26 protein-coding genes and 1 pseudogene are annotated in these 26,417 nt (G+C 57.4%); 6 read left to right on the top strand and 21 right to left on the bottom strand.

Translation table 11 applies throughout. The annotated features are described in order from the left end of the window. Nucleotides 1-52 precede the first annotated feature (52 nt). Genes pilQ through HGHM_RS01225 form a run of 5 tightly spaced genes read right to left on the bottom strand, consistent with a single transcriptional unit; the run spans nucleotide 53 to nucleotide 5,092 of the window. Nucleotides 53-2,179, bottom strand: a complete 2,127-nt coding sequence (gene pilQ, locus HGHM_RS01205; protein WP_019139677.1) for a type IV pilus secretin PilQ — start codon at nucleotides 2,177-2,179, stop codon at nucleotides 53-55. Next, a complete protein-coding gene (locus HGHM_RS01210; RefSeq protein WP_019139678.1) occupies nucleotides 2,176-2,718 on the bottom strand; it encodes a pilus assembly protein PilP in 543 nt (180 codons plus the stop codon). The genes pilQ and HGHM_RS01210 overlap by 4 nt, the downstream gene beginning before the upstream one ends. After that, nucleotides 2,715-3,371 carry a type IV pilus inner membrane component PilO gene (locus HGHM_RS01215; RefSeq protein WP_019139679.1) on the bottom strand — a complete coding sequence of 219 codons (657 nt, stop codon included), beginning with the start codon at nucleotides 3,369-3,371 and terminating at the stop codon, nucleotides 2,715-2,717. Before HGHM_RS01215 ends, HGHM_RS01210 begins: the two co-directional genes overlap by 4 nt. A gap of 15 nt (nucleotides 3,372-3,386) precedes the next feature. Further along, the gene (locus HGHM_RS01220) at nucleotides 3,387-4,013 is read right to left on the bottom strand and encodes a PilN domain-containing protein (protein ID WP_019139680.1); all 627 of its coding nucleotides are present in this window, start codon (nucleotides 4,011-4,013) and stop codon (nucleotides 3,387-3,389) included. Beyond that, a complete protein-coding gene (locus HGHM_RS01225; RefSeq protein WP_026075588.1) occupies nucleotides 4,010-5,092 on the bottom strand; it encodes a pilus assembly protein PilM in 1,083 nt (360 codons plus the stop codon). Before HGHM_RS01225 ends, HGHM_RS01220 begins: the two co-directional genes overlap by 4 nt. 311 nt (nucleotides 5,093-5,403) lie before the next feature. Between HGHM_RS01225 and HGHM_RS01230 the strand changes: the two genes are divergently transcribed. Continuing rightward, nucleotides 5,404-7,749 (top strand): penicillin-binding protein 1A, encoded by a 2,346-nt coding sequence (locus tag HGHM_RS01230; protein ID WP_019139682.1) that lies wholly within the window; start codon nucleotides 5,404-5,406, stop codon nucleotides 7,747-7,749. 52 nt (nucleotides 7,750-7,801) lie between these two features. Here the strand turns inward: HGHM_RS01230 and cyaY are convergent, their stop codons facing one another. Beyond that, the gene (gene cyaY, locus HGHM_RS01235; protein WP_019139683.1) at nucleotides 7,802-8,143 is read right to left on the bottom strand and encodes an iron donor protein CyaY; all 342 of its coding nucleotides are present in this window, start codon (nucleotides 8,141-8,143) and stop codon (nucleotides 7,802-7,804) included. On the opposite strand from cyaY, the gene lptM reads away from it, so the two are divergent. From lptM to HGHM_RS01245, 3 genes are read left to right on the top strand one after another with little or no spacing between them, the layout of a single operon-like run. Continuing rightward, nucleotides 8,071-8,382 (top strand): LPS translocon maturation chaperone LptM, encoded by a 312-nt coding sequence (lptM, locus tag HGHM_RS22530; protein WP_081583576.1) that lies wholly within the window; start codon nucleotides 8,071-8,073, stop codon nucleotides 8,380-8,382. The two genes, cyaY and lptM, sit on opposite strands and share 73 nt — an antisense overlap. A gap of 12 nt (nucleotides 8,383-8,394) precedes the next feature. Beyond that, nucleotides 8,395-9,678 (top strand): diaminopimelate decarboxylase, encoded by a 1,284-nt coding sequence (gene lysA / locus HGHM_RS01240; RefSeq protein WP_019139684.1) that lies wholly within the window; start codon nucleotides 8,395-8,397, stop codon nucleotides 9,676-9,678. 33 nt (nucleotides 9,679-9,711) lie between these two features. Continuing rightward, the gene (locus tag HGHM_RS01245; RefSeq protein WP_019139685.1) at nucleotides 9,712-10,464 is read left to right on the top strand and encodes a transporter; all 753 of its coding nucleotides are present in this window, start codon (nucleotides 9,712-9,714) and stop codon (nucleotides 10,462-10,464) included. On the opposite strand, the gene HGHM_RS01250 is transcribed toward HGHM_RS01245, so the two are convergent. The 5 genes and pseudogenes from HGHM_RS01250 to HGHM_RS20335 all read right to left on the bottom strand — a co-directional run bounded on the left by HGHM_RS01250 (nucleotide 10,431) and on the right by HGHM_RS20335 (nucleotide 16,256). Beyond that, complete coding sequence (locus HGHM_RS01250) at nucleotides 10,431-11,075, bottom strand: protein-methionine-sulfoxide reductase heme-binding subunit MsrQ (RefSeq protein ID WP_019139686.1); 645 nt, start codon at nucleotides 11,073-11,075, stop codon at nucleotides 10,431-10,433. The genes HGHM_RS01245 and HGHM_RS01250 overlap by 34 nt on opposite strands. Before the next feature lie 77 nt (nucleotides 11,076-11,152). Continuing rightward, a complete protein-coding gene (msrP, locus tag HGHM_RS01255; protein WP_019139687.1) occupies nucleotides 11,153-12,133 on the bottom strand; it encodes a protein-methionine-sulfoxide reductase catalytic subunit MsrP in 981 nt (326 codons plus the stop codon). Nucleotides 12,134-12,203: 70 nt separating this feature from the next. Next, entirely contained in the window at nucleotides 12,204-13,361 is a 1,158-nt protein-coding gene (ccsB, locus tag HGHM_RS01260; RefSeq protein ID WP_019139688.1) for a c-type cytochrome biogenesis protein CcsB, read from the bottom strand. 47 nt (nucleotides 13,362-13,408) lie between these two features. Further along, on the bottom strand, nucleotides 13,409-15,514 hold the full coding sequence (locus HGHM_RS01265) for a cytochrome c biogenesis protein ResB (RefSeq protein WP_026075589.1): 2,106 nt from the start codon (nucleotides 15,512-15,514) through the stop codon (nucleotides 13,409-13,411). Nucleotides 15,515-15,597: 83 nt separating this feature from the next. Next, nucleotides 15,598-16,256, bottom strand: a pseudogene (locus HGHM_RS20335) (c-type cytochrome). Between the two features lie 157 nt (nucleotides 16,257-16,413). Between HGHM_RS20335 and yihA the strand changes: the two are divergent. After that, on the top strand, nucleotides 16,414-17,133 hold the full coding sequence (gene yihA, locus HGHM_RS01275) for a ribosome biogenesis GTP-binding protein YihA/YsxC (RefSeq protein WP_026075590.1): 720 nt from the start codon (nucleotides 16,414-16,416) through the stop codon (nucleotides 17,131-17,133). Between the two features lie 196 nt (nucleotides 17,134-17,329). Beyond that, the gene (gene hemB, locus HGHM_RS01280; RefSeq protein WP_026075591.1) at nucleotides 17,330-18,349 is read left to right on the top strand and encodes a porphobilinogen synthase; all 1,020 of its coding nucleotides are present in this window, start codon (nucleotides 17,330-17,332) and stop codon (nucleotides 18,347-18,349) included. A gap of 84 nt (nucleotides 18,350-18,433) precedes the next feature. Here the strand turns inward: hemB and HGHM_RS01285 are convergent, their stop codons facing one another. The 10 genes from HGHM_RS01285 to rpsM form a co-directional block, all read right to left on the bottom strand. Further along, the gene (locus HGHM_RS01285) at nucleotides 18,434-19,072 is read right to left on the bottom strand and encodes a peroxiredoxin (protein ID WP_019139693.1); all 639 of its coding nucleotides are present in this window, start codon (nucleotides 19,070-19,072) and stop codon (nucleotides 18,434-18,436) included. A 137-nt stretch (nucleotides 19,073-19,209) separates the two neighbouring features. Continuing rightward, nucleotides 19,210-21,045 carry a protein-disulfide reductase DsbD gene (gene dsbD, locus HGHM_RS01290; RefSeq protein WP_019139694.1) on the bottom strand — a complete coding sequence of 612 codons (1,836 nt, stop codon included), beginning with the start codon at nucleotides 21,043-21,045 and terminating at the stop codon, nucleotides 19,210-19,212. Further along, the gene (gene cutA / locus HGHM_RS01295; protein ID WP_019139695.1) at nucleotides 21,032-21,364 is read right to left on the bottom strand and encodes a divalent-cation tolerance protein CutA; all 333 of its coding nucleotides are present in this window, start codon (nucleotides 21,362-21,364) and stop codon (nucleotides 21,032-21,034) included. The genes dsbD and cutA overlap by 14 nt, the downstream gene beginning before the upstream one ends. Before the next feature lie 26 nt (nucleotides 21,365-21,390). Continuing rightward, the gene (locus HGHM_RS01300) at nucleotides 21,391-22,176 is read right to left on the bottom strand and encodes an ABC transporter permease (RefSeq protein ID WP_019139696.1); all 786 of its coding nucleotides are present in this window, start codon (nucleotides 22,174-22,176) and stop codon (nucleotides 21,391-21,393) included. Between the two features lie 3 nt (nucleotides 22,177-22,179). Further along, the gene (locus tag HGHM_RS01305; protein ID WP_019139697.1) at nucleotides 22,180-23,112 is read right to left on the bottom strand and encodes an ATP-binding cassette domain-containing protein; all 933 of its coding nucleotides are present in this window, start codon (nucleotides 23,110-23,112) and stop codon (nucleotides 22,180-22,182) included. Nucleotides 23,113-23,223: 111 nt separating this feature from the next. Continuing rightward, entirely contained in the window at nucleotides 23,224-23,619 is a 396-nt protein-coding gene (gene rplQ, locus HGHM_RS01310; RefSeq protein ID WP_019139698.1) for a 50S ribosomal protein L17, read from the bottom strand. A gap of 129 nt (nucleotides 23,620-23,748) precedes the next feature. Beyond that, nucleotides 23,749-24,726 carry a DNA-directed RNA polymerase subunit alpha gene (locus HGHM_RS01315; protein ID WP_019139699.1) on the bottom strand — a complete coding sequence of 326 codons (978 nt, stop codon included), beginning with the start codon at nucleotides 24,724-24,726 and terminating at the stop codon, nucleotides 23,749-23,751. 95 nt (nucleotides 24,727-24,821) lie between these two features. Beyond that, nucleotides 24,822-25,445: a 30S ribosomal protein S4 gene (rpsD, locus tag HGHM_RS01320; protein ID WP_019139700.1), complete on the bottom strand. Its 624-nt coding sequence runs from the start codon at nucleotides 25,443-25,445 to the stop codon at nucleotides 24,822-24,824. A 156-nt stretch (nucleotides 25,446-25,601) separates the two neighbouring features. After that, complete coding sequence (gene rpsK, locus HGHM_RS01325; RefSeq protein ID WP_019139701.1) at nucleotides 25,602-26,006, bottom strand: 30S ribosomal protein S11; 405 nt, start codon at nucleotides 26,004-26,006, stop codon at nucleotides 25,602-25,604. A 31-nt stretch (nucleotides 26,007-26,037) separates the two neighbouring features. Then, complete coding sequence (gene rpsM / locus HGHM_RS01330) at nucleotides 26,038-26,403, bottom strand: 30S ribosomal protein S13 (protein ID WP_019139702.1); 366 nt, start codon at nucleotides 26,401-26,403, stop codon at nucleotides 26,038-26,040. Between the last annotated feature and the right edge of the window lie 14 nt (nucleotides 26,404-26,417).

The raw sequence follows: 26,417 nt of genomic DNA on the forward strand, positions 1-26,417 counted from the left end.
CAACTTTCTTGCGGCCACGGACGCTTGTCCGTGGCCTCTCATACAAAGGTCATCAATTCACGCTGACCTTCTCGTTGATGATCTTCGGAGTGAGGAAAATCAGCAATTCCGTTTTGTCATTGGTACGGGCCGTTGTTTTGAATAAGCGGCCAAGCACCGGAATGTCGCCTAGGTATGGCACCTTGGTAGCATTTTCGCTTTCAACCTGCTGGAAAATGCCACCGATGACAACCGTACCGCCATTATCAATCAAGACCTGTGTTTTGACATGCTTGGTGTTGATTGCGATCCCGGCAGTGGTGACATCGCCCACCGTATCCTTATTGATATCCACATCCAGAATCACATTTCCATCCGGCGTGATCTGAGGTGTGACTTCCAACTTCAGGTTCGCTTTACGGAAGGCGATGCTGGTGGCGCCGCTACTCGTTGCCTGCTGATAAGGCAGTTCCGTGCCCTGCTCAATCAATGCCTTCAACTGATCCGAGGTAATAACGCGAGGACTAGAAATGACCTTGCCCTTGCCCTCCGCTTCCAAAGCGGACAACTCCAGGCCAATGAACTTGGTCAGCGAGGCATTGAATAATGTCAAGGCAAGCGAACTTGCGTCATACCCATTCAGGCCATTGGCTGGCAAATTGACGGGGTTGCCGTTCACCGTCTGCAATGCGCTGGAGTTCAATCCTGGAGCAGTGGTATTGGTCCCGGTCTGCGTGCCACTACCTTCGAGAATCGCATTGTTTGGCGTTCCGCGATATCCGAAAGCGAGTTTGGCACCCAGGTTTCTGCTGAACTTGTCGTCGGCTTCCACAATGCGGGCCTCAATCAGCACCTGACGGGTAGGAATATCAGTTTTCTCAACCAGTTTCCGGACTTCTTCCAGCTTGGAAGGAATATCCGTCACAAAGAGCTGATTGGTGCGCGGATCCACCACGGCACTGCCGCGCTTGGACAGGATGCTACGGCCGGTTCCCGCATCGATGCCGAACACCTGCTTGAATGATTCCGCCTTCTGGTAATTCAACTGGAAAGTTTCCGTCCTCAGTGGCTCGAGTTCGGCAATCTGGGATTTTTGTTCCAGTTCCAGCTTTTCCTTCGTGAGGATTTCATCCTTCGGCGCGATCCACAGGACCGAGCCGTTTTTACGCATATCCAAGCCTTTGGCCTGCATCACGATATCCAGGGCCTGATCCCAGGGCACGTCTTTCAGACGCAAGGTCAGGTTGCCGTTCACAGTGTCGCTGGTGATGATATTCAGGCCGGTGAAGTCGGCGATGACCTGCAATACTGCCCGCACTTCCACATTCTGGAAATTGAGGGACAAGCGCTCACCGCGATAACCTTGGGTACCTTGAGTCAGCTTGTTCGGATCTTCCTTGATCGGCTTCACGTCAATGATCAATTGCGTGTCACTCTGATAGGCACTGTGTTCCCACAATCCCTTGGACTCGACCACCATTTGCACGTTCTCACCCTTCGGCGTGGTGGTGACGGTCTGCACCGGCGTGCCGAAGTCGGTAACATCGAGGCGGCGGCGGAGTACTTCCGGCAAGTTTGCCTTCAAAAAGTCGACGACGATCTTTTTCCCTTGTTGGCGCACATCGACTGTGATCTGGTTGCTCGGCAAATCAACCACGATCCTGCCTTCGCCGCCGGCGCCGCGCCGGAAATCGATGTCCTTGATTGCCGGCTTGCCCGTTTCGGCGGGCTGAGAAGCCGCCCGCACTCCGGACGCATTCACAGCAGTGGCGACACCGCCGGAGCCATCGATCGTCATGATGACGGTATTGCCCTCGATTGCGGTCGCGTAGTTCAAGGGACGGGAAAGGTTGAATACCAGCCGCGAACGCTGGCCAGCCTGCACCAGATTCACCGACCGCACATCACCCAAGCCGATATCCTGCGCAGTCTTGCCGGTCGCATTTGCGGTACCCGCAAAGTCGAGCGCAATCCGGGCCGGATTGGTAATCGCGAAACCAATCGGCGGCTTGGCGACCGGATTTTTTAAGCCGACCTTGACGATGATGTTTGCGCCTTGCTGACTGGCGCTGATGGATTCGATGGCGTTTTCCTGCGCAGCGGCGAAAGTACATAGCGCCGACAAAAACAGGAAACCGGCTGGTTGCAGCGCCTTGCGCATCAATGCGCCCACACGTCCTAGCTGTTTGATCGTCATCATTTCTTATTCTCCTGCAACTCTAATTTGGCATCACGCTCGACCCATTCGCCGGACGCATCTCGAACGATTTCCTTCAACTCGACTTCGGTGGCAGTAATCTTGGTAACCATGCCGAAGTTCTGCCCTATGTAATTCCCAACTTTCACCTTGAAAACCGTCTTGTCCGCTTGCAGCAACGCATAGCTCAGTCCAGGTTTTTCCAGCGTCCCAACCATCGTGATGGTGTCCAGCGGGTAAGCTTCGAGTGCTTCGCGGCGGCGGTCGAAGTCGGGCTTGATTCCGCTGTTGGAATTCGCTTGGGCTTTGGCGAGCGCGATGGAGAGCTTGACCGGGCTGAAAGGGTCGACATCGTTCTTGCCGTCATAAGCAGACGGAGTAAATTGCTTCGGCGGCGCAATTGGCGTGATCATCACTTTCGCACTACGCCTGGTTTCATCCATCCATTGCTTCACTTCGTGCACGCCACCGTCGCCACATCCAGTCAGGCCTGCCAGCATGACTGCCAAGGTAGCGGCATGCAAAATCCGCGAACTGGTCATTTCTTATTTCCTCCCTTGGGACCTGATGCCTTGCGCTGGGCCTGCACCTCATCCTGATCGAGGTAACGGAAGGTCTTCGCCACCGTATCCAGAGTGAGCACGCCGTCCTTACCGGTCGCCAGAGCCAGATTGTTGAGAGTGACGATGCGTGGCAAATTCGCGATGTCGCTGGTAAAGGCGCCGACATCATGGTAACTGCCGGTCACCTTGATGTTGATGGGCAGTTCGGCGTAATAATTCTTCACCACGACCTGCCCCGGCTTGAACAATTCGAATTGCAATCCACGACCAAGTCCGGCCTGATTGATGTCGGACAGCAGTGCATCCATTTCCGCCTTGCTCGGCAACTGCTTTTCCAGAGTAGCCACGTACTCGCCGACCTCCTCTTTCTGCTTGCGCAGAGCTTCCAGGTTGACTGCCTGCTGCACCTTGACCTTGTATTGGTCCTTCAGCTGAGTCTCTTCCTGCTCGCCGCGTGCAAGTTCATCCTGCTGCTCCTGCAAATACAGGAACCAGCCGACGACAATCACGCCCAGCATTGCGCCGACCCCGCACAGGAGCCGTGGAATGAGCGGCCATTGCCCGGGATGGCGTCCGTTCAGACCGCGAAATTGGGCTGAAAGCGAGTTTCCGATGTTTTTTAGATCTGCCATGATGCGTCTCTCATGTCACAGTTGCTTGGACTTGGCCTGGGCGGCAGCATCACTGCCCGAATTGGCGGCAGCTGCTTCCTTGTCCCGGGGGCGCTTGATACCGACGTTGACAGTGAAATCGAAAACCCTCTTGGAATCCTTGCCCTGCCCCACCACAGCGGAGCGGATTTCAACCAGGTCCGGCCGCTCCAGCCAGGGTGAATGATTGCCAAGATTGCGCAGCAGTTCGGAAATGCGCTCGTTCGATTGCGCATAGCCATTGAGTGCGACACGCTGGCCTTCCTGCTTGAACGCACGCAGGTAAACCCCTTCTGGAACCTGCTTGACCAGTTCATCCATCAGATAAACCGGCTGGTTGCGGTCACTTTGCAAATCCTCGACCGCCTGCTGCCTGGCCTTCAACGCCTCGATTTCCTGCTTGAGCATGGCGATCTCCTTGATCTGCTCGTCAAGCTTCCTGTTCTCGGCCTTGATGAAGTCGTTGCGCTGATTTTGATTGGAAATCTGGGCAGCGAAATAGCCACCGCCTGCCAGCACGATGGCAAAGCCCAGTATCGCGGAGAGTACCAGCATGCCGACAAAAGCTTGCTTGCGCTGCTTGCGTCTCTCTTCACGATGGGGAAGGAGATTAATCTTGATCATTGGTCGAATCTCCTCATTGCCAAACCACAGGCAACCAGAAAGGCCGGCGCTTCCGCCCGCAATTGCTTTTCACGCACGCCAGAGGCCAGTTGCATGCCCTCGAATGGGCTGAAGACCGATGTGGGAACCTGCGCCCGTTCGTTGACCAGCTCCACCAGCCCCGGAAGTACTGCACAACCTCCCGCCAGATATATATGATCGACTCGCGTGTAGGGAGTGGAAGTGAAGAAGAACTGGATGGCTCGGGTAACTTCGAGGGCGGCATTCTCCAGGAATGGATGCAGAAGCTCTCGTTCATAGCCGTCCGGCAGATCCCCGGTTTTTTTCTTTGACTCCGCGTCTTCAAAAGACAGGCCGTAAGCACGCACTATTTCCTGAGTCAGCTGATTGCCTCCGAAGGGCTGTTCGCGCTCATACACCGCCTGCCCGTCAAGCAGCATCGATACATGCGTCATCTGGGCGCCGATCTGGAATAGCGCAACGATCTGTCCCTGCCCCCCTTTTGCCGGACGTTCGGCGAGACGATCAACCACAGCCCGGGCTGCATAAGACTCGATGTCCATCACGATCGGCTTCAATCCGGCCGCCTCGGCCACAGCCACCCGATCTTCGACCTTTTCCTTGCGAGTAGCAGCGAGCATGACTTCAACATCTTCCGGCGCGCTCGGTGCGGGGCCGATTACATCAAAGTCGAGACTGACCTCATCGAGTGCGAAAGGAATGTATTGACTGGCTTCACTTTCCACCTGGACTTCGAGTTCATCCTCGTTCAGTCCACCCGGCAGGACAATCTTTTTGGTGATCACGGATGCCGGCGGCATTCCTAGTGCGACATGCTTGGCGCGTGTGCCGCTTTTCTTCCAGACGCGGCGCACCGCTTCGGAGACCTGCTCGATGTTTTCGATATTGCCGTCAACCACCGCGCCGCGAGGCAAAGGCTCACTTGCAAGGCGCTCCAGGCGGAATTCGTTCCTCCCCGCCTCGGACAATTCAACAAGCTTGACCCCTGATGAACTGATATCCACGCCTACGAGAGGCAGTTTTTTGTTACCGAATAAGAAACCCAGATCTAAGCTCAAGGGCTACCTCCCCGAAAATGTGGCTTATTGCGTGAACGCACCACTTTTTTTGTTGTCGAATCGCGGAATAGCGAATAAGACCGCAAAAAACCTTTTAAAAACCTATATTTAGGCGACACACATCCAACGTTACATTAAATGCTAGCAACAAGGTTTGCATGGTGTAAAGCAATTTCCTTTGAGTAATTTGTAATTTCGTTGCCAAAACCCCACGCCGTTAACACGCCCTGATCGGATTCCTCGTTGTCGCATAGCAAGCTTTCTCATGGCTATAATGCAGCGCACATTCACTGACCTCCGCAACTTTCCGCATGTCTTCTCAAAATTCTTCAGGCCGCACTTCGGGCACGTCCAAATCTTCCTTTCCAGTGTGGGCACGCGTGGTACTCGGCATCCTGGGCGGGCTCTTCGGCTTGGGCCTTGCGGGCATCCTGGTCATCGGTTTTGCATTGGCCATGGCCTATCCGAATCTGCCAGCACTTGATTCGCTGACGGATTACCGGCCAAAGATCCCGCTGAGAATCTATTCCGCGGATAACGTGCTGCTCGGCGAATTCGGGGAAGAGCGCCGCAACCTGGTGCGCATCAAGGATGTGCCGGACATCATGAAAAAGGCGGTGCTCGCGATCGAAGATGACCGCTTCTATGAGCATGGCGGGGTGGACTATATCGGCATCGTACGCGCTGCCGTGCACAACCTGTCTGGCGGTGCCAAGCAAGGTGCGTCGACCATCACGCAACAGGTCGCCCGCAATTTCTTCCTGACCAGCGAGCAGACCTTCAAGCGCAAGATCTATGAAGTCCTGCTGGCCTGGAAGATTGAAAAGAATCTGTCGAAAGACCAGATTCTTGAGGTCTACATGAACCAGATCTACCTGGGCCAGCGCGCATATGGATTCGCATCCGCAGCCCAGATCTATTTCGGCAAGAAGCTGCAAGACCTGACCGTCGCCGAAGCGGCAATGCTGGCCGGCCTGCCGAAAGCGCCCTCGGCCTACAACCCTGTCGCCAACCCCAAACGAGCGCGTGCCCGCCAGCAGTACATTCTGGAGCGGATGTACAACCTCGGGTATATCAATCAGGCCGACTATGAGGCTGCCAAGAATCAGGTGCTCAAAATCAAGACCGACAGCAGCGAGTTTGGCATTCATGCCGAATACGTCGCCGAGATGACGCGCCAGCTGGTCTACGAACAATTCAAGGACGATACCTACACCCGAGGCCTGAACGTCTATACGACGATCACGAAAGCGGATCAGGATGCGGCTTATCTGGCGTTGCGGCGCGGGGTGATGGATTACGAGCGCCGCCATGGATATCGCGGGCCGGAAGGCTATATGGAAATTCCGGCATCGAAGGATGAGGCCGAGAATGCGATCGAAGTGGAACTGGCGGAGCATCCGGATAGCGATGACATTGTGGCAGCCGTCGTGCTCGATGCCTCGCCTAAACAAGTTCGCGCCATGCTGTCCTCGGGCGAGGAAATCACCATCTCCGGCAATGGTTTGAGTTTCGCCGCCAATTTACTTAGCACCAAGGCGCCGCCCAACCGCCGCATCAGGCGCGGCGCCATCATCCGCGTGACGCCCGAGGGGCAATCATGGGCCATCACCCAGATGCCGGAAGTCGAAGCGGCATTCGTAGCCGCCAATACCACCGACGGCTCGATCCGCGCCCTGGTAGGCGGCTTCGACTACAACCGCAGCAAGTTCAACCATGTGACTCAGGCATGGCGCCAGCCGGGCTCTTCCTTCAAGCCCTTCATTTACTCGGCGTCGCTGGAAAAAGGCATGTCACCGGCAACCGTGATCAACGATGCGCCGCTCAGTTTCGATGCAGGCCAGACCGGCGGCCAGGCGTGGGAACCGAAGAACTATGACGGTAAGTATGAAGGGCCGATGACGATGCGCAAGGGCCTGACCAAGTCGAAGAACATGATTTCGATCCGCATTTTGGACAAGATCGGCCCCAAGTACGGACAGGAATATGCAACCCGTTTCGGCTTCGATGCCGACAAGAACCCGCCTTACCTGACGCTTGCTCTCGGCGCCGGCGCGGTCACCCCGCTGCAGATGGCAGGTGCTTACGCAGTGTTTGCCAACGGGGGATACAAGGTCAATCCGTACATCATTTCCAAGATCACGGATGCCAATGGCAAGGTCTTGCTGCAAGTGGATCCCGACAAGGCCGGCAATGAAGCGAATCGGGTGATCGACGAGCGCAACGCCTTTCTGATGGACAGCATGCTGAAAGACGTCGTCAAGCATGGCACGGCGATGAAGGCGCTGGTGTTGAAGCGCCCGGATATCGCCGGCAAGACCGGCACCACAAACGACTCGATGGATGCCTGGTTTGCCGGGTATCACCCGAAGATCGTCGGCGTGGCCTGGATCGGATTTGACCAGCCGAAGAATCTGGGCAACCGGGAAACCGGCGGCGGACTGGCGTTGCCGATCTGGATCAGCTACATGCAAAAGGCTTTGAAAGATTTGCCCATCGAGGATCGGGTCGCACCGGAAGGCATCATCTATGCGAATGGTGATTTCTATTACGCCGAGAATCCACCGGGCATGGGTGTACGCAGTGTCGGCGTGGATGAACAAGCACCGACGGAAGAAGAAAAAACCAAGGACGAGGTAAAGAACGAATTGTTCTGACCGCGCGATTCAAGAAGAAGCCGGAGCATTGGGGAAATGCTCCGGCCTTTTTTTATTGGCGCCGGGCGTCGAGAATGACCGGGGTGCCGCTTTGCTCGCTAACCACTTTTGACAATGCGGCAAACAGTTCGGACCCATCGCGCGTATTCTTCCAGACCCCGCCTTCATGGCGATAATGGAAGCCGCCGGATCTCGCTGCGACCCAGATCTCCTGCATCGGCTCCTGGCTATTGACGATGATTTTCGAGCCGTTGTCGACGAACTCGATTTCCATCACATTGCCGCTGCGGCTGCATTCTACGTCCAGATCGCTGTCGCTCGATGCCCGTTCCAGCGCGGCTTCGATATCGTTCAGGGTCGCTTCCGCCAAGGCCAGGAATTCCGATTCAGTCATGCTACACTCCGGTGAGTTTTATCCAAATCGTGATTCTAATCGTGAAGTCTCTCCCTGATTTGTCGCGCCCTGGTTTGCTTGCCATTGCAGTTTCCCTCAGCCTGCTCGCCGGATGTGGCCAGAAGGGGCCGCTGTTCCTTCCCAAGCCGCAGCCGGATAAGACCGCGACTCCCCCCGCCATCCCGGCGCCGGCGTCTCCTGCGACTGCAACGCCAAGCGATACTCCAGCCTCTCGATAATTGATTGAAACCATGCCGCATTTTTCTTACCAGAACGGCGTTCTGCATGCCGAGCGCGTTGCCTTGACCGATATTGCCAAGCAATTCGGCTCCCCCACCTATGTCTATTCGAAAGCAGCGCTGGTCGAACATTTCTCCGCCTATGCGAATGCTTGCAAGAAAAACGGGCGTAACGCAGATACCGCGCTGGTTTGCTATTCGGTGAAATCCAATTCCAACCTGGCGGTTCTGCACCTGCTGAGCAAGCTCGGCTCAGGCTTTGATATCGTGTCCGGCGGTGAATTGCTGCGCGTGATCGCAGCGGGAGGAAATCCGCGCAAGGTGATCTTTTCCGGCGTCGGCAAGAACGAAGAAGAAATGCGACTCGCGCTCTCGCACGACATCCTGTGCTTCAACGTGGAGTCGGTGGCAGAGCTGCACCGCCTGAACCAGGTCGCGAAAGAGTTGGGGAAACGGGCGCCGGTTTCCCTGCGCGTGAATCCGAACGTGGATGCGAAAACTCACCCTTACATTTCCACCGGTCTGAAGGAAAACAAGTTCGGCATCGCATATGAAGATGCTCTGCTCACCTATCGGACCGCGGCCGGCATGTCGAACATCAAGGTGGTCGGCATCGATTGCCACATCGGATCGCAATTGCTGGATGACGCTCCCTTGCTGCAAGCGCTCGACAAGGTGATCGAATTGGTCGACCAGCTGGCGGAAGAAGGCATCGTTCTGCACCACTTGGACATCGGCGGCGGCATCGGCATTACGTACGACCAGGAAAGGCCAGTCGCCATCGGTGCCTATCTGGACCGTTTGTTTGCCAGGGTGGATCAGTGGCGTCAGCGCCGACACAATGGCAGCCCGATTCAAGTCATGTTTGAGCCCGGCCGCTCGATTGCAGGCAATGCCGGCATCCTGCTGACCAAGGTCGAATACCTGAAGCATGGCGAGACAAAGAATTTCGCCGTGGTCGATGCGGCGATGAATGACCTGATGCGGCCGGCGATGTATGAGGCATGGCATGCCGTGCAGCCGGTGCTGCAGCGCACGTCGGCAGTGCAGACCTACGATGTGGTCGGACCGGTATGCGAGTCGGGCGACTGGCTGGCGCGCGGCCGCGCACTGGCGATCGAGCAAGGCGACCTGCTCGCCATCATGTCGGCCGGCGCGTACGGCATGAGCATGGCTTCGAACTACAATACCCGGGGCCGGGCTGCTGAGGTTCTGGTGGATGGCGACCGGGTGCATCTGGTTCGCAAGAGGGAGGTTCCGGAGAACCTGTTCGCTCTGGAATCGATTGTGGATTGAGCGCCGCCGCCAAGAATGGTACGGCATCGACGAATGATCCGAATGCCCTCCTGGCGGCTACCATTCCTGACGCTCTGCCTCCTTTCTCCCTGCGCACATGGGGCGCATCCGCTGGTCACCGAAGACAGCGGCACCCAGGACAAGGGCAATCATCAAATCGAGCTCAATACCGATTGGGCTGGCACAAGCAGTGACAGAACCGGCAAGGCTGGCTTCACCTATACCTATGGTGTGACACGCGAGCTTGATGCGCTGGTGAACATGCCGGTCGGCATTTCTGGGCCTTCCGGCCTGAATGACTTGTCGGTAGGCCTGAAATGGCGGGCGCTGGAAAATGGCCCGGCGAGCTTCGCGATCAAACCGGAACTTTTGCTGCCAAGCGGGAATGAAAACAAGGGTTTGGGCAATGGCCGCACGAGCGCCGCACTTACCTTCGTGGCATCCTACGAGACAGGGCCATGGCAATGGCATGGCAATATTGCCGCGACAGTCAATCGCTTCGGACTGCAAGAAGACCGGGAAGCGAACCGCCGTGTCATATGGCGCGCGTCGACGGCGATCATCTACGCTCTTGGCGAACACTGGAAGTGGTTATTGGATACCGGCTTGGCACAGGACCCGGCCAAAGCCAGCAGTGCGCATCCAGGATATATCGTGACCGGCGGGATTTATTCGCCGCGTGAAGACCTGGATCTCGATGCCGGTATCAGATTTGGTCTGCCATGCAGCAAGTGCACTGAGCAGCCGGGCCATCAGGTTGGAGTCGGCTTGACCTGGCGCTTCTGACTCTGTGCCTGCTGCTGGCGCCAGTAAATGACGCGCACCAGAAGCAGCAGCGCGACGATGATGCCGAATAGGATCGGCTGGGCAAAGTCATTCTTGCCGGCCTTCATCCACCAGAAATGCAGTATGCCCAATGGTGCGATCAGGTAAATCGCGCGATGCAGCCGCTGCCAGCGCTGCGCACCCAAGCGCCTCACCATGGCATTCGTACTCGTTGCCGCCAGCGGGATCAGCAGCACGAAGGCACAAAAGCCCACCGTAATGAACGGGCGCTTGAGCACATCCTTCCACATTTCCCGCACATCGAAGAAATGGTCGAACCAGAGGAAGGTGATGAAGTGCAGTGCCGCGTAAAAGAAGGCAACCAAGCCCAGCATGCGGCGCAGCTTGATCAACCAGTTCCATTTGCTCAGTCGCCGCAGCGGCGTGACTGCCAGCGTCAGGCAGAGGAAATACAAGGTCCAGTCGCCGGTATTGCGGGTGATAAATTCGATCGGATTGGCGCCGAGCTGGTCGGTGAAGGCAAACACGACCACGCGCAAGAAAGGCAGCAAGGCTGTGGCGAACAGTGCGAACTTGATGATCTTGAGTTGAGTCTGGGCAGGATTGAACATGAATATCGCCATGGAACGGGAGTGACACCGGCAGCAGAGATGCGGGGATGACCGCTGCTGCCGGAGCAGCTCGACCATCAGAAGAACTTCTTCAAATCCATTCCGGCATACAGGGAAGCGACTTCGCTGTAACCGTTGAACATGAGAGTCTTGCGCTTGCGCGTAAAAAATCCGTCCTCCCCAATGCGGCGCTCGGTGGCCTGCGACCAGCGCGGGTGGTCCACTTCCGGATTCACGTTCGAATAAAAGCCGTATTCCTGCGGGGCGGCGATATTCCAGGCGGTGCGCGGCTGCTCCCTCACAAACCGGATCTTCACGATCGATTTGGGGGACTTGAAGCCGTACTTCCATGGCACGACGATGCGCACCGGGGCGCCATTCTGATTGGGCAGAACTTCGCCGTACATGCCAAGCGTCAGGAGCGTCAGGCGATGGTTTGCCTCATCCAGCCGCAGGCCTTCGACATAAGGCCACTCCAGCACAGGGCTGCGCAAGCCCGGCATCTGCTTCTTGTCGGCGAGCGTGACGAATTCGACGTATTTCGCATTGCCATTCGGCTCGACTTTCCTGATCAGCTCGGACAAGGAATAGCCAATCCAGGGAATGACCATCGACCAGCCTTCGACGCAGCGCAAGCGGTAGACCCGCTCTTCCAGCGGGGCCAGCTTGAGCAGGCTATCGATATCCAGGGTCATCGGCCGCTTGACTTCGCCTTCGATGGCGATCGTCCAGGGGCGAGTCTTGAGCGCGTCGGCGTTACGTGAGGGCTCGGTCTTGTCGGTGCCGAATTCGTAGAAATTGTTATAGGTGGTCGCGTCCTTGAAGGACGTCACCTTGTCCATGATGACGTAGGCGGGATTGGCAGTTGCAGCAAGCTTCTGTGCGCCTGTCGTTTGCGCGAACGCCTCGCGCGTCGCCATGTCTGCGAGCGCACCGCCGGCTATCGAGCCGACGGCAAGCTGCTTCAGGAAAGTTCGACGCGATTCGAACAGCTCACGCGGCGTGATTTCAGATGCGCGGGGACAATCGACGCCGTACGAATGTCGCTTGATGAACATGGCTGCTCCATGGTGCAAGATTCATTACAAGCTTGGCCTGAATAATGACAACCTTACACCATTTCGCAGATCAGAGTTGGCCGTATGAATGCAGTCCGGACAAGAACATGTTGACGCCGAGGAAGGCAAAGGTGGTGACCAGCAGGCCGCCAAGTGCCCACCACGCCGCCACCTGTCCGCGCAAGCCTTTCATCAGGCGCATGTGCAGCCAGGCCGCGTAATTGAGCCAGACGATCAGGGCCCAGGTTTCCTTCGGGTCCCACGACCAGTAACCGCCCCAGGCTTCGGCTGCCCACAGTGCGCCGAGGATAGTAGCAATCGTGAAGAAAGCGAAGCCGACTGCGATCGCCTTGTACATTACGTCATCCAGCAACTCCAGCGAGGGCAGTCGCTCGGCGAGCACGCCGGACGATTTCAGCAGATAGGCCACTGCCACCATCGCGGCCAGCGCAAAGGTGCCATAGCCGATGAAGTTGGCCGGGACGTGGATTTTCATCCACCAGCTTTGCAGCGCCGGCACCAGCGGCTGGATCTCCGAAGCTTCGCGGCTGATCGTGTACCACAGCAGGAAGCCGACCGCGGCGGAAATCACCAGCAGCACGAAGGGCCCAAGCTGGCGCGTCGCATAATGCTGCTCATAGTACAAATAGAACAAGGCCGTGATCACGCAGAACAGCACGAACACTTCGTAGAGGTTGGAGATCGGGATATGGCCGATATCCGGGCCGATCAGATAGGATTCGTACCAGCGCACCAGCATGCCGGTAAAACCCAGCACTACCGCGGACCAGCACAGCTTGCTGCCTACCGAGGCGCCGAAATCCGAGCGGACAAGGAAGCCGCCCCAGTAAAACAGCGTCGACAGGAAAAACAGGGTGCTCATCCACAGGATCGCGGACTGACTCGACAGGAAATATTTCAGCAGGAATTTCTGGTTGGCCGCATCCAGCGCGCCGCCGTACAGCGCCGTCGCCGACAATGCCAGGACTGCCAGCAAGGCCATCAAACCGCGTATCGGCTTCCATTGCCAGCCCAGCCAGGCGAAAGTCGGAACGGACAGAAGCAGAACGGCTTTCTCGTAGTAGTCCATATACGCGCCATAACGGCTCAGAGCGAACAGCGCACCTCCCAGCAGCGCGGCGGCAAACAGCCAGTCGATCAGCGTCAGGCGGCGAAAGAAGCCACGCGGCGGCGCATAAGTCTGCGATTGAGTTTGGGTCAATTCCATGATTGTCTCCGGTCATTTCCTGGCAGGCTTTTGACGCCTGCCGGGGATCAGGCTGATTGCACCAGCTGCACTTTCAGCGTTTCGAATTCCTTTTCAAAATCCAGCGTCTTGCGTTGGGTGCTCATTGCCATCACGGCACGCGACTGGCCATCCGGTTCGGATTTCAGCCAGATCCACAGGCGCCGCTCGCGGACATAGAACATCGAAAACACGCCGATCACCAGCAACAGGCACCCGAGATAGACAATCTTCTTGCCGGGCGAGCGTGTCACCTGCAACACCGAGGCCTTCACCTGATCGAATTCCCTCAGCTGCAGATAGACCGGCGCATGATAGAAAAACGCATCGGACAAGGCATTCGTGCTCAGTTGCAGGAAGCGTGCGTGCTTTTCGTCCGGAACGAATGGTTTCAAGCCGTCCTTTTCCCGGGCAACCTGCCACAATTCCCACAGGCTTCCGTTCAGGATTTTCATGAAGACTTCCGCTGCCTTCTCCTGCTCGGCAGGCGGGATCTTTTCCAGGAAATTCGAGACGGCGAGATAACCGGCCTGACGCTCATCGCCGGCGAAAATCGACAGGCTTTTCAATGCCGACTGCTGCAACTGGTCGCGCAACTGGCTGGCCTCGCTGCGTGTCTGCGGCACCGCCAGCCGCGCATAGCGTTGGGCCGCCTGCGCACGCAACGCAGGATCGGCGACGGCGGCGCGCAGGCGCATCCATTCCTCTACCGAGTCATTGTCATCGGCCGGAATGCGCAGGTAACGGAACGGTTCCGCGGGCGATTCGCGCATGCCGGTCAGGAAGACGTAGGAGCCATCGACCTGCACCGGCTGCATGTAATTGTGATATTCGCGCGCCTGGCCGGTCTTGTCGCGCAGCTTGTATTGCACGCTCGGTCCGACATTCTTCAGATCCTTGCTGTTCGCAGCTTTCGCCGCCGAGCCCAAATGCTTTTCCAGTCCTGAGCTGACTCTTTCGTTGAACGGTTTGTTGAGATTGACCGCGCGCGCGTCCTGGCCATTCTGGGCCATGTTTTCCACATTGAATGCCCGGAAATCGGCCCATTCGACAGTGTAGTCGCCGCCTTGCTTGTCGAGTGGCGTCGATCCGCCGACTTCGCCTGCTATCGGGAAGGATTTCTCATCCGCGCCCTTCATCGGATAGCCGACCAGCCTCAGCTTGCTGCCGCCATCTTCGAAACTCGACTGATAGACTGCCACGCCCTTGTAGATCAGCGGCTCGTTGACCTTGATCGTTGCAGGAAAGGTCTTCCCGGTTTCATGGTCGTGCACCACCACCTCGCTTGCGAACAGCTTGGGCATGCCGGTCGAGTAATGCTCGATGATGAATTGCTTCAACTCGATGGTGAATGGCAGATCCTGTATCAGCACGCCATTCTGCTGCGGGAGGATGGCAGTGCTGCTGCTGCTTCCCTCCGGAATCAGGGTATTACCGCGAAAGGTCGGGTTGCTCAGGCTCAGGCGATGCTGCGCCGGAATCTGGGCGATGATGCCATTGCCGTTGAATGGCGTTTTGCCCCCGAACCACTGCTGGAAACGGATCGGCAAGTCCGAATCAAGCAGGCCGCCGATACAAATGATGACAATCGCGCTATGCGCAAAGATGTAGCCCCATTTGTTCGCTGCGCCCCGTTTTGCGGCAATCAGAGTGGCATCACCCTTGTCGGCAAGCTTGATCTTGTAGCCGGCTGCAGCGACGCGGGCAGCCAGCTGCTGGACGAGCGCTACGCGCGGCTGCGGTGATGCCCATTCGGCCTTGTGATGGAAATTGCGCAGCGACTGTTCGCGCACGTTTTCGCGCCAGCTGCGCATGTCCTTCAGCATCTTGGGCGCGTTGCGGATGATGCAGAGCGAAGTCGATACGACCAGGAAGCCCATGATCAGCAGGAACCACCAGGCCGAATACACGGAATACAGGCCGAGCTTGTTGAACACCTCGAACCAGAACGGACCAAATTGATTCACGTAATTCGGCATCGGCTCGTTCTGCTTCAGCACCGTACCGATGACCGACGCGATCGCGATGAGCGTCAGCAGGCTAATGGCGAAACGCATCGACGACAGCAGCTCGACGAAGTCTGCCAGCCATCTTTGCCTGGTTTTCAATTCCAGCCCGGAAGTGCTAACGCTCATGTGATCCATTCGTAAAAGCAAAGGGGGCAGCTTGCGCCACCCCCTGACAAATTTTCTTTTATTTTATTTTGCTGCGGCAGTGCTTATTTCAACCCAGCAACGTAATCCGCTACTGCCTTGATTTCGTCATCCGACATGCGCTTGGCAATTGTCGTCATCTGTGGGCTGTTGTTGCGTGCGCCCGAACGGAAATTCGTCAGTGCGGTCACAGTGTAATCCTGATGCTGGCCAGCAAGGCGAGGAAATTGAACCGGGATCCCGCCGCCGTCTGCACCGTGGCAGCTTGCACAGGCCGGAACACTCTTTTCAGCGATGCCGGCGCGGAAGATTTTCTTGCCTTGTTCAATCGTGTCCTTGTTCCTTGCGGCACCGGGTTTCGGTGTTTGCTTCTCGAGGAAGGCGGCGATGTTCATCATCTCCTCTTCGCTCAGATTCTTCGCAATCGGGCTCATCACCGGATTATTGCGCTGCGGCGTCTTGAAATCGGCGAGCTGCTTAGCGATATAGGCAGCAGGCTGGCCGGCGAGTTTCGGATTTTGCACGATGGTCGAGTTTCCGGCAGCGCCATGGCAAGAGACGCAGGCCACGATGTTGCGTGCGGCATCACCATTGGTGAAGAGCTGCTCGCCCTTGGCCGGGTCTACCTTCGGTGCTTTTTTTCTTCCGCGGCATGAGTAGCGGAAGAAACCGCCAGCAGCGCGACGAACAAGGACTTCACAACTGGTACAAACGCACGATTCATTCAAACACCCTGAGACTTGATATTAAAATTCTGGGCCTAAGCGGCGGTTTTTTATGAATGCCGGCGCCTCGTTTGCGCGGCGCATCGACATAACCCCTTATTGTACAATAGCTTCTCGGCATTTTTGCCGCCCCTCCCGCTTTTTCTGCTCACGCTCATGTCCCTGCTCTGGCAAGCCCGATTTTTCACCACGGTGAACCACCTTCGCGATTTGCCAAGGACGAAGGTACCGGAAATAGCCTTCGCCGGCCGCTCGAATGCCGGCAAGTCCAGCGCGATCAATGTATTGTGCAACCAGAAGAAGCTTGCATTTGCTTCCAAAACACCCGGCCGCACGCAGCACATCAATTATTTTTCCATAGGCGGCGCCCATGTCGGCCAGCACCGCAAGGATGCAGCCAGGACGGAAGAGATCCGCGCCATGCTGGTTGACCTGCCGGGATATGGCTATGCCGAAGTGCCGGGAGCAGCCAAGTCGCACTGGAATGAACTGCTGGGCACGTACATCCAGTCCCGGGAACAACTTACCGCTCTGGTATTGATCATGGATGCGCGCCGTCCCTTTACCGAGCTGGATGTGCAGATGCTGGAATGGTTTGTGCCGACCGGGAAGCCAGTGCATTGCCTGCTGACGAAGGCGGACAAGCTTGGGCGCAATGATGCGACCAATGCGCTTCGCCTGGCCCGCACGGTATTGAGCAGTTATGTGGATGAACTGGGCCAGCCTTTTCCCTTCACGGCGCAATTATTCTCGGCCATGAAGCGGAGTGGGCTGGAAGAGGCTAATGAGCGTATTCTGGAACTGCTCGGCTTGACTGACGATCCCTCAAATGCCGGAAAGCTTTCGGAGGTGCCTCCGAATGACGCAGGATCCTGAATCTTCCGGACAAAAAAACCCTGGAGAAAGGGGAAGATCTCCAGGGCAGTAACGCCTTATCGCTAATGCCACGATAGGCCCCGCTCAGGGAGGAGAAGCGGGAGGTGAGTAAATCACCCATTGCTGAGAGGGTCCCCGGCGAAAAAAGTTTCGAAAATTTTTACGTTTTTTTTGAGTAATTACTGTTTTTCTTCCTATGTCTTCTACATTGCCCAACAACCAGTTTCCCGCCATCCGGATGCGCCGCATGCGCAAGGATGCTTTTTCCAGAGCGCTGATGCGCGAGCACACGATCACGACGGCCGACCTGATTTATCCGGTATTCATACTGGAGGGAAAGAATCAGCGGGAAAAAGTGCCTTCGATGCCCGAGGTGGAGCGCGTTTCCGTCGATTTGCTTTTGCATGTTGCGGAAGATTGCGTCGCGCTTGGGATTCCCGTGATGGCCTTGTTCCCTGTCATTAATCCCAGCCTGAAAACTCCCGATGGCATCGAAGCCGTCAATCCCGAAGGCCTGGTACCGCGCGCGGTGCGTGAACTCAAGCGCCGCTTCCCGGAACTCGGCATCCTGACTGATGTGGCACTGGACCCTTACACCAGCCACGGCCAGGATGGTGTCCTCAACCAGAATGGCTACGTGCTGAACGATGAGACCTGCGCTCTGCTCGTGAGGCAGGCGCTGGTGCAGGCGGATGCGGGCGTGGATATCGTTGCGCCTTCCGACATGATGGACGGCCGCATCGGCGCCATCCGCTCGGCCCTCGAAACGAACAAGCACATCTACACCCGGATCATGGCGTATTCTGCCAAGTACGCGTCGGCTTTCTACGGCCCTTTCCGGGATGCAGTCGGCTCGGCCGGCAACTTGGGCAAGGGCGACAAGGCCACTTACCAGATGGATCCAGCCAACAGCGATGAAGCCTTGCGCGAAGTGGCCATGGACCTTGCGGAAGGCGCCGACATGGTGATGGTCAAGCCGGGCATGCCTTATCTCGACATCGTGCGTCGCGTCAAGGAGGAGTTCAAGGTGCCGACCTTTGCCTATCAGGTCAGCGGCGAGTACGCGATGATTAAGGCTGCGGCGCAAAACGGCTGGCTCGATCATGACAAGACCATGATGGAAGCCATGATGGCCTTCAAGCGCGCCGGTGCAGATGGGGTGCTGACTTATTTCGCTCGGGATATCGCGCGACGCCTGAAGCAGCACGGTGCCTGAGGCTGCCTCCTTGGCAGCGATGCATGCACTTCAGACATGAAAAAAGCGCCGGCAAGGCGCTTTTTTCCTTGGAGGGCGAATTGTTTATTTGTTCGGCTGCGGGGTGATGCGCAGATAGGGCCGCGGAGCGGTATAGCCTTTCGGGAATTTCTGCTTGAGCACCGCTTCATCCTGAATGCTCAGGGGAATGATCACATCGTCGCCGTCGCGCCAGTTGCCCGGAGTTGCGACGGTATAACCGTCGGTAAGCTGGAGTGCATCGATGACGCGCATCACTTCATCGAAGTTGCGGCCGGTGCTCATGGGATAAGTGATGATCAGGCGCACCTTCTTTTTCGGGTCGATCACGAACAGGGAGCGCACGGTCGCCGTTTCGGACTGATTCGGATGGATCATGTCATACAGAGCGGAAACCTTCTTGTCCACATCGGCAATGATGGGAAAGCCTACGACTGTCTTCTGGGTGTCCTCGATATCCTTGATCCACTGATTGTGTTTTTCCGCCGGATCGACCGACAGGGCAATTGCCTTCACATTCCGCTTGTCGAATTCGGGCTTGAGCTTGGCGGTCAGGCCGAGTTCGGTGGTGCAAACCGGCGTAAAATCGGCCGGATGGGAGAACAGGACGACCCAGGAATCGCCTGCCCACTCATGGAACTTGATCTTGCCGATCGAGCTTTCCTGCTCAAAGTCGGGTGCGGTATCGCCGAGACGCAAAGCCATGTTTTTCTCCTAGAAATTGTTGAGCAAATAATATAGGGGCTCGAATTACAACTTTCAACGATAGAGAAGTTAGCTCTTTATATCGGATCCCATATATCTGTTTGAACACCCGTCCTGCCAGCGGGTGAGCGCGTAGATCAGGAACCGGTCGCACGCTGCAATGAATTGAGGAACTTATCCGCATTCTGGTAGCCGATGACCCGCGCGCCCTCGATTTCGCGTCCTTCCCTGTCGAAAAAGAGGATGCCGGGCGGGCCGAACAGGCGAAAGCGCTTCAGCAGGGCCTTGTCGTCGTCATTGTTTGCCGTCACATCTGCCTGCAGCAGGAGCATGTCCGCAAATTGTGCCTGGATGCGGGGATCGGCAAAGGTGAACTTCTCCATTTCCTTGCAGGAGACGCACCAGTCGGCATAAAAATCCAGCATCACGTTCTTGCCCTTGGCCTGGGCAATGGCTGCATCCAGTTCTGCCAGCGATTTCACCCGGCGGAACTCGGCCTTTTCCGAATTCCTGTTGGTCATGTGGGCCAACGGCGCAAGCGCATCGCGACCACCGGTAGCCAGCCCGACCAATTGCACCAGGCCCAAAATCATTACGAGCAGGCCGAATGCGACCGAGGCCCATCCCGCCCTCCTGATGGTCAGCAGATAGGCGCCATAGCCCAAGCCGAGTGCCGCCCAAGCTGCCATCTGCGCCCAGCCGGGAATGATCGGCGAAACGATCCACAAGGCCAGGCCCAGCATCAGCACACCGAAGAAGCGCTTGACCCCCTCCATCCAGGCGCCGGCACGCGGCAGCAGCGAACCGGCGGAGACGCCGACCAGCAGCAAGGGCACACTCATGCCGGCCGCCATCGCAAACAGAGCGCCCCCACCCACCATGACATCGTGCGTCTGGCTAATGTAGAGCAATGCGGCTGCAAGTGGTGCGGCGACGCAGGGTCCCACGATCAGGGCGGAAATTGCACCCATGACAAACACGCCGAACAATTTGCCCGAGCTTTGCTTTCCCGATGCTTCGGTCATTTTGGTCTGGAGCGACGCCGGCAGCTGCAATTGATATACGCCGAACATCGAGAGCGAAAGCAGCACGATGAGAACGGCAAAGGTCGACAGTACCCAGGGATTTTGCAGGGCTGCCGACAGTCCTTCCCCAATTAGCCCGGCGGCAATGCCGAGCGCGGTATAAACCAGGGCCATGCCGAGCGAATACGTGCCGGACAAGGCGAGGCCGCGGATGCGGCTTGCCTTGGCACCTTCGCCGACGATGATGAAGGAAATGATTGGCACCATCGGCAGTACGCAGGGCGTGAATGCCAAGCCCAGCCCGAGCAGGAAGAACAAGGGCGCGATCGCGAGCAGCCGGCCGCTTTTCAGCGACGCTTCCAGCCGGCCCATGTCGGAATCGCTTTGTGCGGACGGGGCGGCAGTCATTAAAGGCGCATCTCTGGCGGGGTCCGTGGCCTGCTGGGCGATGCCGACGGTGGCAAGCACGGCACTGCCGGAAGGATTCAGGGTCGCGCTGGATTCCATCGGCGGATAGCAAAGGCCCTTATCCGCGCATCCCTGGCCGGTCGAAGTCAGGGTGAAAGGACCAGCCGCCTCTACCGGGATCCGGATGCTGACCTGGTGCCGGTAAGTTTCCACCTCTTTCTGGAATGTCTCGTCAAACTTGACCTTCCCTTCTGGAAAAATCGGCTCACCCAGCTTCGCTCCGTTTGCCCTGAAGGCAAAGCGCTCGCGATACATGTAGTAGCCGTCGGCGATCTTGTAAGTGACCTCGGCGGTTTTCGCGTCGATCATCTTGGCCGAAAACCGAAATGCCGCCCCGGGCTCGAGATAATCTTCACTTGCGTATGTAACCGACACCATGGCGAGAAGACCAAGCATGGCAAGCGCGACAGTCGCCTTGGCGAGGAGCGCGGTGGCGACATTGCCCGGGCAGGGTTGGATAAAGCGCTTAAACGTCCACATTCTTTTTCGTTTCCTGTGCAATCCAGGCCAGGTATTGCGGCAAGCCGCCGCTTGTTGGCAGGGCGATGATTTCCGGTAGTTCGTAGGGATGCACCGACTTGATTGCCGCTTCCAGTTCCGCATAACGCACTTGCTGTGTCTTGATCAGCAGCGTGACTTCGTCAGCCTCTTCCACTGCCCCCTGCCAGCGATAGACGGAGTGGACCGCTGGCAGTATGTTGACGCAGGCAGCGAGGTGCTGGTCGACCAGTGCACGCGCCATCGCTTGCGCGGTCTGCATATCGGGCAAGTTGGTCAAGACAAGCAGTGGCGTTTGCATGGTCGTGGTCCGAAATCTGGTTCCGCTTATTTCAGGAGTCTGCGTCGCGTCAGGATGGTCGCGACGTAAAAGCCGGCGATACAGTATGCGAACAGGATAGCAAGATCCAGGGCCGGATTGCGTGGCCATTCGCCAAGGATGAGCGGCCGTACCAGATTGACTGCCGCAGTCAATGGCAGAAGTGAAGACAGATTCTGCAGCCATGCCGGCAACTGGGCGACCGGATAATAGATGCCTGACAGGAACATCATCGGTGTCAGGAGCAAGGTGAAGTAATAAGTAAAAAAATCATAGCCTTTTGCCAGTGCGTTCATCACGAGCCCAAGGGATGCGAAGGTCATTCCGACAATGAACAACAAGGGCAAGACCAGCACCACCTGGGGATGCAGGCCGATGCCAAGCATGAAGATCACCAGCAGGATCGCAGCGCCGGAAAAGAGCGACTTGGTCGCTGCCCACAACATTTCCGCCAGGACTACGTCGTCCAGCGCGAGCGGCGCATTCAGCAAGGCTTCCCAGGTTTTCTGGACATGCATGCGTGAAAAGGCCGAATACAGCGCCTCAAACGAAGCTGCCATCATGACAGACATGCAGATCGAACCGGATGCGAGATACTGAATGTAGGAAACACCGTTGATGGCGGGCAGCAGGCTTCCCAGGCCGTAGCCGAAGGCGATCAATGTAATGAGCGGTTCCGCGATGTTGCCGAGCACGCTGGCCACGGCGAGCTTTCTCCATACCAGGAAATTGCGGCGCCAGATCGGCAGGAAGCGTATCGAAAATGCAGGAAATGCGTATATGCTTGCTTGCATGGCTTAATCCCTCATCTCGCGGCCGGTCAGCTTCAGGAATAGATCTTCGAGGTTGGCTGGGCGATGCAGATAGCGCACACCTCTAGCCGTGTGTAAGGCGTCCAGCAAGGGCTGCGCGTCGTTCGTATAGCAGAAAACCGTTTCTCCGCTGACCTCGAGGCGCGCCGCTCTTCCGCGGCCTTCCGCCTCACCCCATGCGACGGCCTGGTCGCCGTAGACTTCGACGACTTCAGCTTCGATATGCTGCCGGATCAAGTCGCGCGGCGCCCCTTCCGCGATCATTTGGCCATGGTCGATTACCGCCAGCCGGTCGCACAAGCGCTCCGCCTCGTCCATGAAGTGCGTGGTGAGCAGGATCGTCTTTCCTTCGCTAAGCAGGCTCTTCAGGCGATCCCAGATCATGTGGCGGGCCTGCGGGTCGAGGCCGGTGGTCGGCTCATCCATGAAGATCAGGTCGGGATCGTTCACCAGTGCCCTTGCCAAGGTCAAGCGCCTCTTCATGCCGCCGGACAGCTCGCCTATCCTTGCATCCTTCTTCCCAGTGAGGTTGGCGAACTCGAGCAGGCGCGGAATCCGGCGCTCGATATCGACGTCGCTCATGCCGAAGTAGCGGCCAAACACCAGCAGGTTTTCCGCGACGGTGAAATCGGGATCGAGGTTGTCACCCTGGGGCACCACGCCCACCCGCAGGCGTGCCGGCCGGGCTTCCGCCGGGATGCGCTTGCCGACGAGCGTGATGTCGCCGCTATCCGGCGCAGTAAGCCCGAGACAAAGGCGCAGCGTGGTGGTCTTCCCGGCACCGTTCGGGCCGAGCAGTCCATAGCACTCGCCGCGCCGAAGAGAGAACGACAGACCATTGACCACCGCGTGCTTAGCGGCGCCATTGCCGTAGGATTTGCGCAAGTCGGTGACAGAGAGAATGCCTTGTCCTGCCATGCTGTCAGGTGCTTCCTTCAAAAAACCTACATCTTGCCACATTCAAAACGAAGACATACAAAAGCAAAAAGCCAGGCGTTGCCTGGCTTTTTGATCTGCGTGCAGCAGCGCTTATTCAGCGGAGGGCACTTCTGCGGCGTCGCTGATTTCCGGGCGGTCAACGAGTTCGACAAAGGCCATCGGCGCATTGTCGCCCTGGCGGAAGCCCATCTTCAGAATGCGGATATAACCACCATTGCGGGCGGCATAACGCGGGCCGAGTTCGCTGAACAGCTTGCCGACGATTTCGCGGTCACGCAGGCGGTTGAAGGCGAGACGCTTGTTGGCTACGCTGTCAGTCTTGCCCAGCGTGAGGATCGGTTCGACCACGCGGCGCAGTTCCTTCGCCTTCGGCAGGGTGGTTTTGATCGCTTCGTGGCGCAGCAGCGAAACGGTCATATTGCGGAGCATGGCGAGGCGATGCGACGAGGTGCGGTTCAGTTTGCGGAGGCCGTGACGGTGACGCATGTTATTTCCTTTCTGGTTTCAGTTTTCATGCCAGCTCTTCTATCGGCAGCAAGTGCTTTGCTGCCGCGGGCCGGTAATTCGCTAACGGGTTTGCTGCCTAAATGACCGGGAGCTTGCGCTCCCGTGCCATTATTTTTCCAGGCCGGCGGGCGGCCAGTTTTCCAATTTCATGCCCAAGGTCAAACCACGGGATGCCAGCACTTCCTTGATTTCGTTCAGGGACTTGCGGCCGAGGTTCGGGGTCTTGAGCAGTTCGTTTTCGCTGCGCTGGATCAGATCGCCGATGTAGTAGATGTTTTCGGCCTTGAGGCAGTTCGCCGAACGCACGGTGAGCTCCAAGTCGTCCACCGGACGCAGCAGGATCGGATCCACTGCTGGAGCGCGAGACGGTGCCTCGGCTGCAGCTTCTGTGCCTTCAAGGGCGGCGAACACATTCAGCTGATCGACCAGCACGCGAGCCGACTGGCGAATCGCTTCTTCCGGCGAGATCACGCCGTTGGTTTCGATATTCATTACCAGCTTGTCGAGGTCGGTACGCTGCTCCACGCGGGCGGATTCGACCGAGTAGGACACGCGGCGAACCGGCGAGAACGACGCGTCGAGGATGATGCGGCCGATCGTCTTGTTGGCGTCTTCCGACAGACGGCGCACGTTGCCCGGCACATAGCCACGACCTTTTTCAACCTTGATCTGCATGTCGAGCTTGCCGCCCGCAGTGAGATGCGCGATCACATGATCTGGATTGATGAGTTCGACGTCGTGCGGCAAATCGATATCGGAAGCCAGAACCGGACCTTCGCCTTCCTTTTTCAGCGTCAGAGTCACGTCGTCGCGATTGTGCAGCTTGAACACGACACCTTTCAGGTTCAGCAGAATGTCGACCACGTCTTCCTGCACGCCGTCGAGTGAAGAATATTCGTGCACGACGCCGGCGATCGTCACCTCGGTCGGAGCATAGCCAACCATGGAGGAAAGCAGAACGCGACGCAGGGCGTTGCCGAGAGTGTGTCCGTAGCCGCGCTCGAACGGCTCCATCACGACTTTTGCGTGGCCGGTGCCGAGTGCTTCGACTTCGATAATACGGGGTTTCAACAGGCTATTTTGCATGGAATGTCCTTTTCAATACCCTCGGCTCGTTACACCGATAAGGCTGATGGCATTACAGAAATGCCCACCCCTGACGGGATGGGCGGAAATGGGAATTAGCGCGAATACAATTCGACGATCAGCGACTCGTTCACGTCGCCAGCGATTTCAGAACGGTCCGGGAGAGACTTGAACGTACCTTCCATCTTCTTGGCATCCACCGATACCCAGGACGGCAAGCCGCTCTGCTCGGCGAGGGACAGCGCTTCGACGATGCGAGCCTGCTTCTTGGCCTTTTCGCGTACGGCGATGACGTCGCCGGTCTTTACCTGATACGACGCAATGTTCACCACTTGGCCATTGACCGTGAACGCCTTGTGGCTGACCAGCTGGCGCGCTTCGGCGCGGGTCGAGCCAAAGCCCATGCGGTATGCGACGTTGTCGAGGCGGCATTCAAGCAGCTTCAGCAGGTTTTCACCGGTATTGCCCTTGCGGCGGTCTGCCTCGGCAAAGTAGCGGCGGAACTGGCGCTCCAGCAAGCCATAGATGCGCTTGACCTTTTGCTTCTCGCGAAGCTGGTTGCCGTAGTCGGAAGTGCGCGCGCCCGAGGTGCGGCCATGCTGGCCCGGCTTGGAATCCAGCTTGCACTTGGAATCCAGGGAGCGGCGGGAGCTCTTCAAAAACAGGTCGGTGCCTTCACGGCGGGAAAGCTTTGCTTTAGGTCCGATATAACGTGCCACGAGTATTTCCTTTTTGTGATGACGCCCCAGGTGATATCCGGCTTGGCCGACATCGTTAGGCGCTAGTCTGATTCGACATCAATCAAACGGTGGTCTTAAGAACAAAACCCGCCAAGGGTGTTGGCGGGCAACTTTCGCTACTGCCTTTTACAGCAATTAGATACGACGGCGCTTCGGCGGGCGGCAGCCGTTGTGCGGAACCGGTGTCACATCCTGGATCTGCGTGATCTTGATACCGAGGTTGTTCAGCGCACGCACTGCAGATTCGCGACCAGGGCCCGGGCCCTTGATGCGGACTTCAAGGTTTTTCACCCCGTACTCCATCGCAACCTTGCCGGCGGCTTCAGCCGCGACTTGTGCCGCGAAAGGAGTCGACTTGCGGGAGCCCTTGAAGCCGGCGCCACCTGACGTAGCCCAAGACAACGCATTGCCTTGGCGGTCGGTAATCGTGATGATCGTGTTGTTGAAGGACGCGTGGATGTGCGCGACGCCTTCGGCAACGTTTTTCTTTACTTTCTTGCGCACTCGCGCTGCGGCGGCGCTAGAGGGGGCTTTTGCCATAATGTTTTCCTTGAATCCGATTTATTCTGGATTATTTCTTCAGCGATGCCGCTGCCTTGCGCGGCCCCTTACGGGTACGGGCATTGGTGCGGGTACGCTGACCACGGACCGGAAGGCCTTTGCGATGACGCAAGCCACGGTAGCAGCCCAGGTCCATCAGGCGCTTGATGCTCATCGACACTTCACGGCGCAGGTCACCCTCCACCACGAACTTGCCGACTTCGTCACGCAGCTTCTCAAGCTCGTTGTCGTCCAGATCCTTGACCTTCTTGGTGGTGGGAACACCGGTCTTGTCGCAGATTTCCTGGGCGCGCGGACGGCCGATGCCGTAAATCGCGGTCAGTCCGATAACGGTATGTTGGTGGTTGGGGATATTGACCCCTGCAATACGTGCCATTCGTTATTCCTCAA

It is taken from the genome of Noviherbaspirillum massiliense JC206 (genome assembly GCF_000312045.1).
GTDB classification, from domain to species: domain Bacteria; phylum Pseudomonadota; class Gammaproteobacteria; order Burkholderiales; family Burkholderiaceae_D; genus Noviherbaspirillum; species Noviherbaspirillum massiliense.

Coding starts and splice junctions, on each gene's coding strand:
- pilQ (WP_019139677.1), bottom strand. CDS start 2,179: ATGATGACGATCAAACAGCTAGGACGTGTGGGCGCATTGATGCGCAAG.
- HGHM_RS01210 (WP_019139678.1), bottom strand. CDS start 2,718: ATGACCAGTTCGCGGATTTTGCATGCCGCTACCTTGGCAGTCATGCTG.
- HGHM_RS01215 (WP_019139679.1), bottom strand. CDS start 3,371: ATGGCAGATCTAAAAAACATCGGAAACTCGCTTTCAGCCCAATTTCGC.
- HGHM_RS01220 (WP_019139680.1), bottom strand. CDS start 4,013: ATGATCAAGATTAATCTCCTTCCCCATCGTGAAGAGAGACGCAAGCAG.
- HGHM_RS01230 (WP_019139682.1), top strand. CDS start 5,404: ATGTCTTCTCAAAATTCTTCAGGCCGCACTTCGGGCACGTCCAAATCT.
- lptM (WP_081583576.1), top strand. CDS start 8,071: ATGCCCGTTCCAGCGCGGCTTCGATATCGTTCAGGGTCGCTTCCGCCA.
- cyaY (WP_019139683.1), bottom strand. CDS start 8,143: ATGACTGAATCGGAATTCCTGGCCTTGGCGGAAGCGACCCTGAACGAT.
- lysA (WP_019139684.1), top strand. CDS start 8,395: ATGCCGCATTTTTCTTACCAGAACGGCGTTCTGCATGCCGAGCGCGTT.
- HGHM_RS01245 (WP_019139685.1), top strand. CDS start 9,712: ATGATCCGAATGCCCTCCTGGCGGCTACCATTCCTGACGCTCTGCCTC.
- HGHM_RS01250 (WP_019139686.1), bottom strand. CDS start 11,075: ATGTTCAATCCTGCCCAGACTCAACTCAAGATCATCAAGTTCGCACTG.
- msrP (WP_019139687.1), bottom strand. CDS start 12,133: ATGTTCATCAAGCGACATTCGTACGGCGTCGATTGTCCCCGCGCATCT.
- ccsB (WP_019139688.1), bottom strand. CDS start 13,361: ATGGAATTGACCCAAACTCAATCGCAGACTTATGCGCCGCCGCGTGGC.
- HGHM_RS01265 (WP_026075589.1), bottom strand. CDS start 15,514: ATGAGCGTTAGCACTTCCGGGCTGGAATTGAAAACCAGGCAAAGATGG.
- yihA (WP_026075590.1), top strand. CDS start 16,414: ATGTCCCTGCTCTGGCAAGCCCGATTTTTCACCACGGTGAACCACCTT.
- hemB (WP_026075591.1), top strand. CDS start 17,330: ATGTCTTCTACATTGCCCAACAACCAGTTTCCCGCCATCCGGATGCGC.
- HGHM_RS01285 (WP_019139693.1), bottom strand. CDS start 19,072: ATGGCTTTGCGTCTCGGCGATACCGCACCCGACTTTGAGCAGGAAAGC.
- dsbD (WP_019139694.1), bottom strand. CDS start 21,045: ATGTGGACGTTTAAGCGCTTTATCCAACCCTGCCCGGGCAATGTCGCC.
- cutA (WP_019139695.1), bottom strand. CDS start 21,364: ATGCAAACGCCACTGCTTGTCTTGACCAACTTGCCCGATATGCAGACC.
- HGHM_RS01300 (WP_019139696.1), bottom strand. CDS start 22,176: ATGCAAGCAAGCATATACGCATTTCCTGCATTTTCGATACGCTTCCTG.
- HGHM_RS01305 (WP_019139697.1), bottom strand. CDS start 23,112: ATGGCAGGACAAGGCATTCTCTCTGTCACCGACTTGCGCAAATCCTAC.
- rplQ (WP_019139698.1), bottom strand. CDS start 23,619: ATGCGTCACCGTCACGGCCTCCGCAAACTGAACCGCACCTCGTCGCAT.
- HGHM_RS01315 (WP_019139699.1), bottom strand. CDS start 24,726: ATGCAAAATAGCCTGTTGAAACCCCGTATTATCGAAGTCGAAGCACTC.
- rpsK (WP_019139701.1), bottom strand. CDS start 26,006: ATGGCAAAAGCCCCCTCTAGCGCCGCCGCAGCGCGAGTGCGCAAGAAA.
- rpsM (WP_019139702.1), bottom strand. CDS start 26,403: ATGGCACGTATTGCAGGGGTCAATATCCCCAACCACCAACATACCGTT.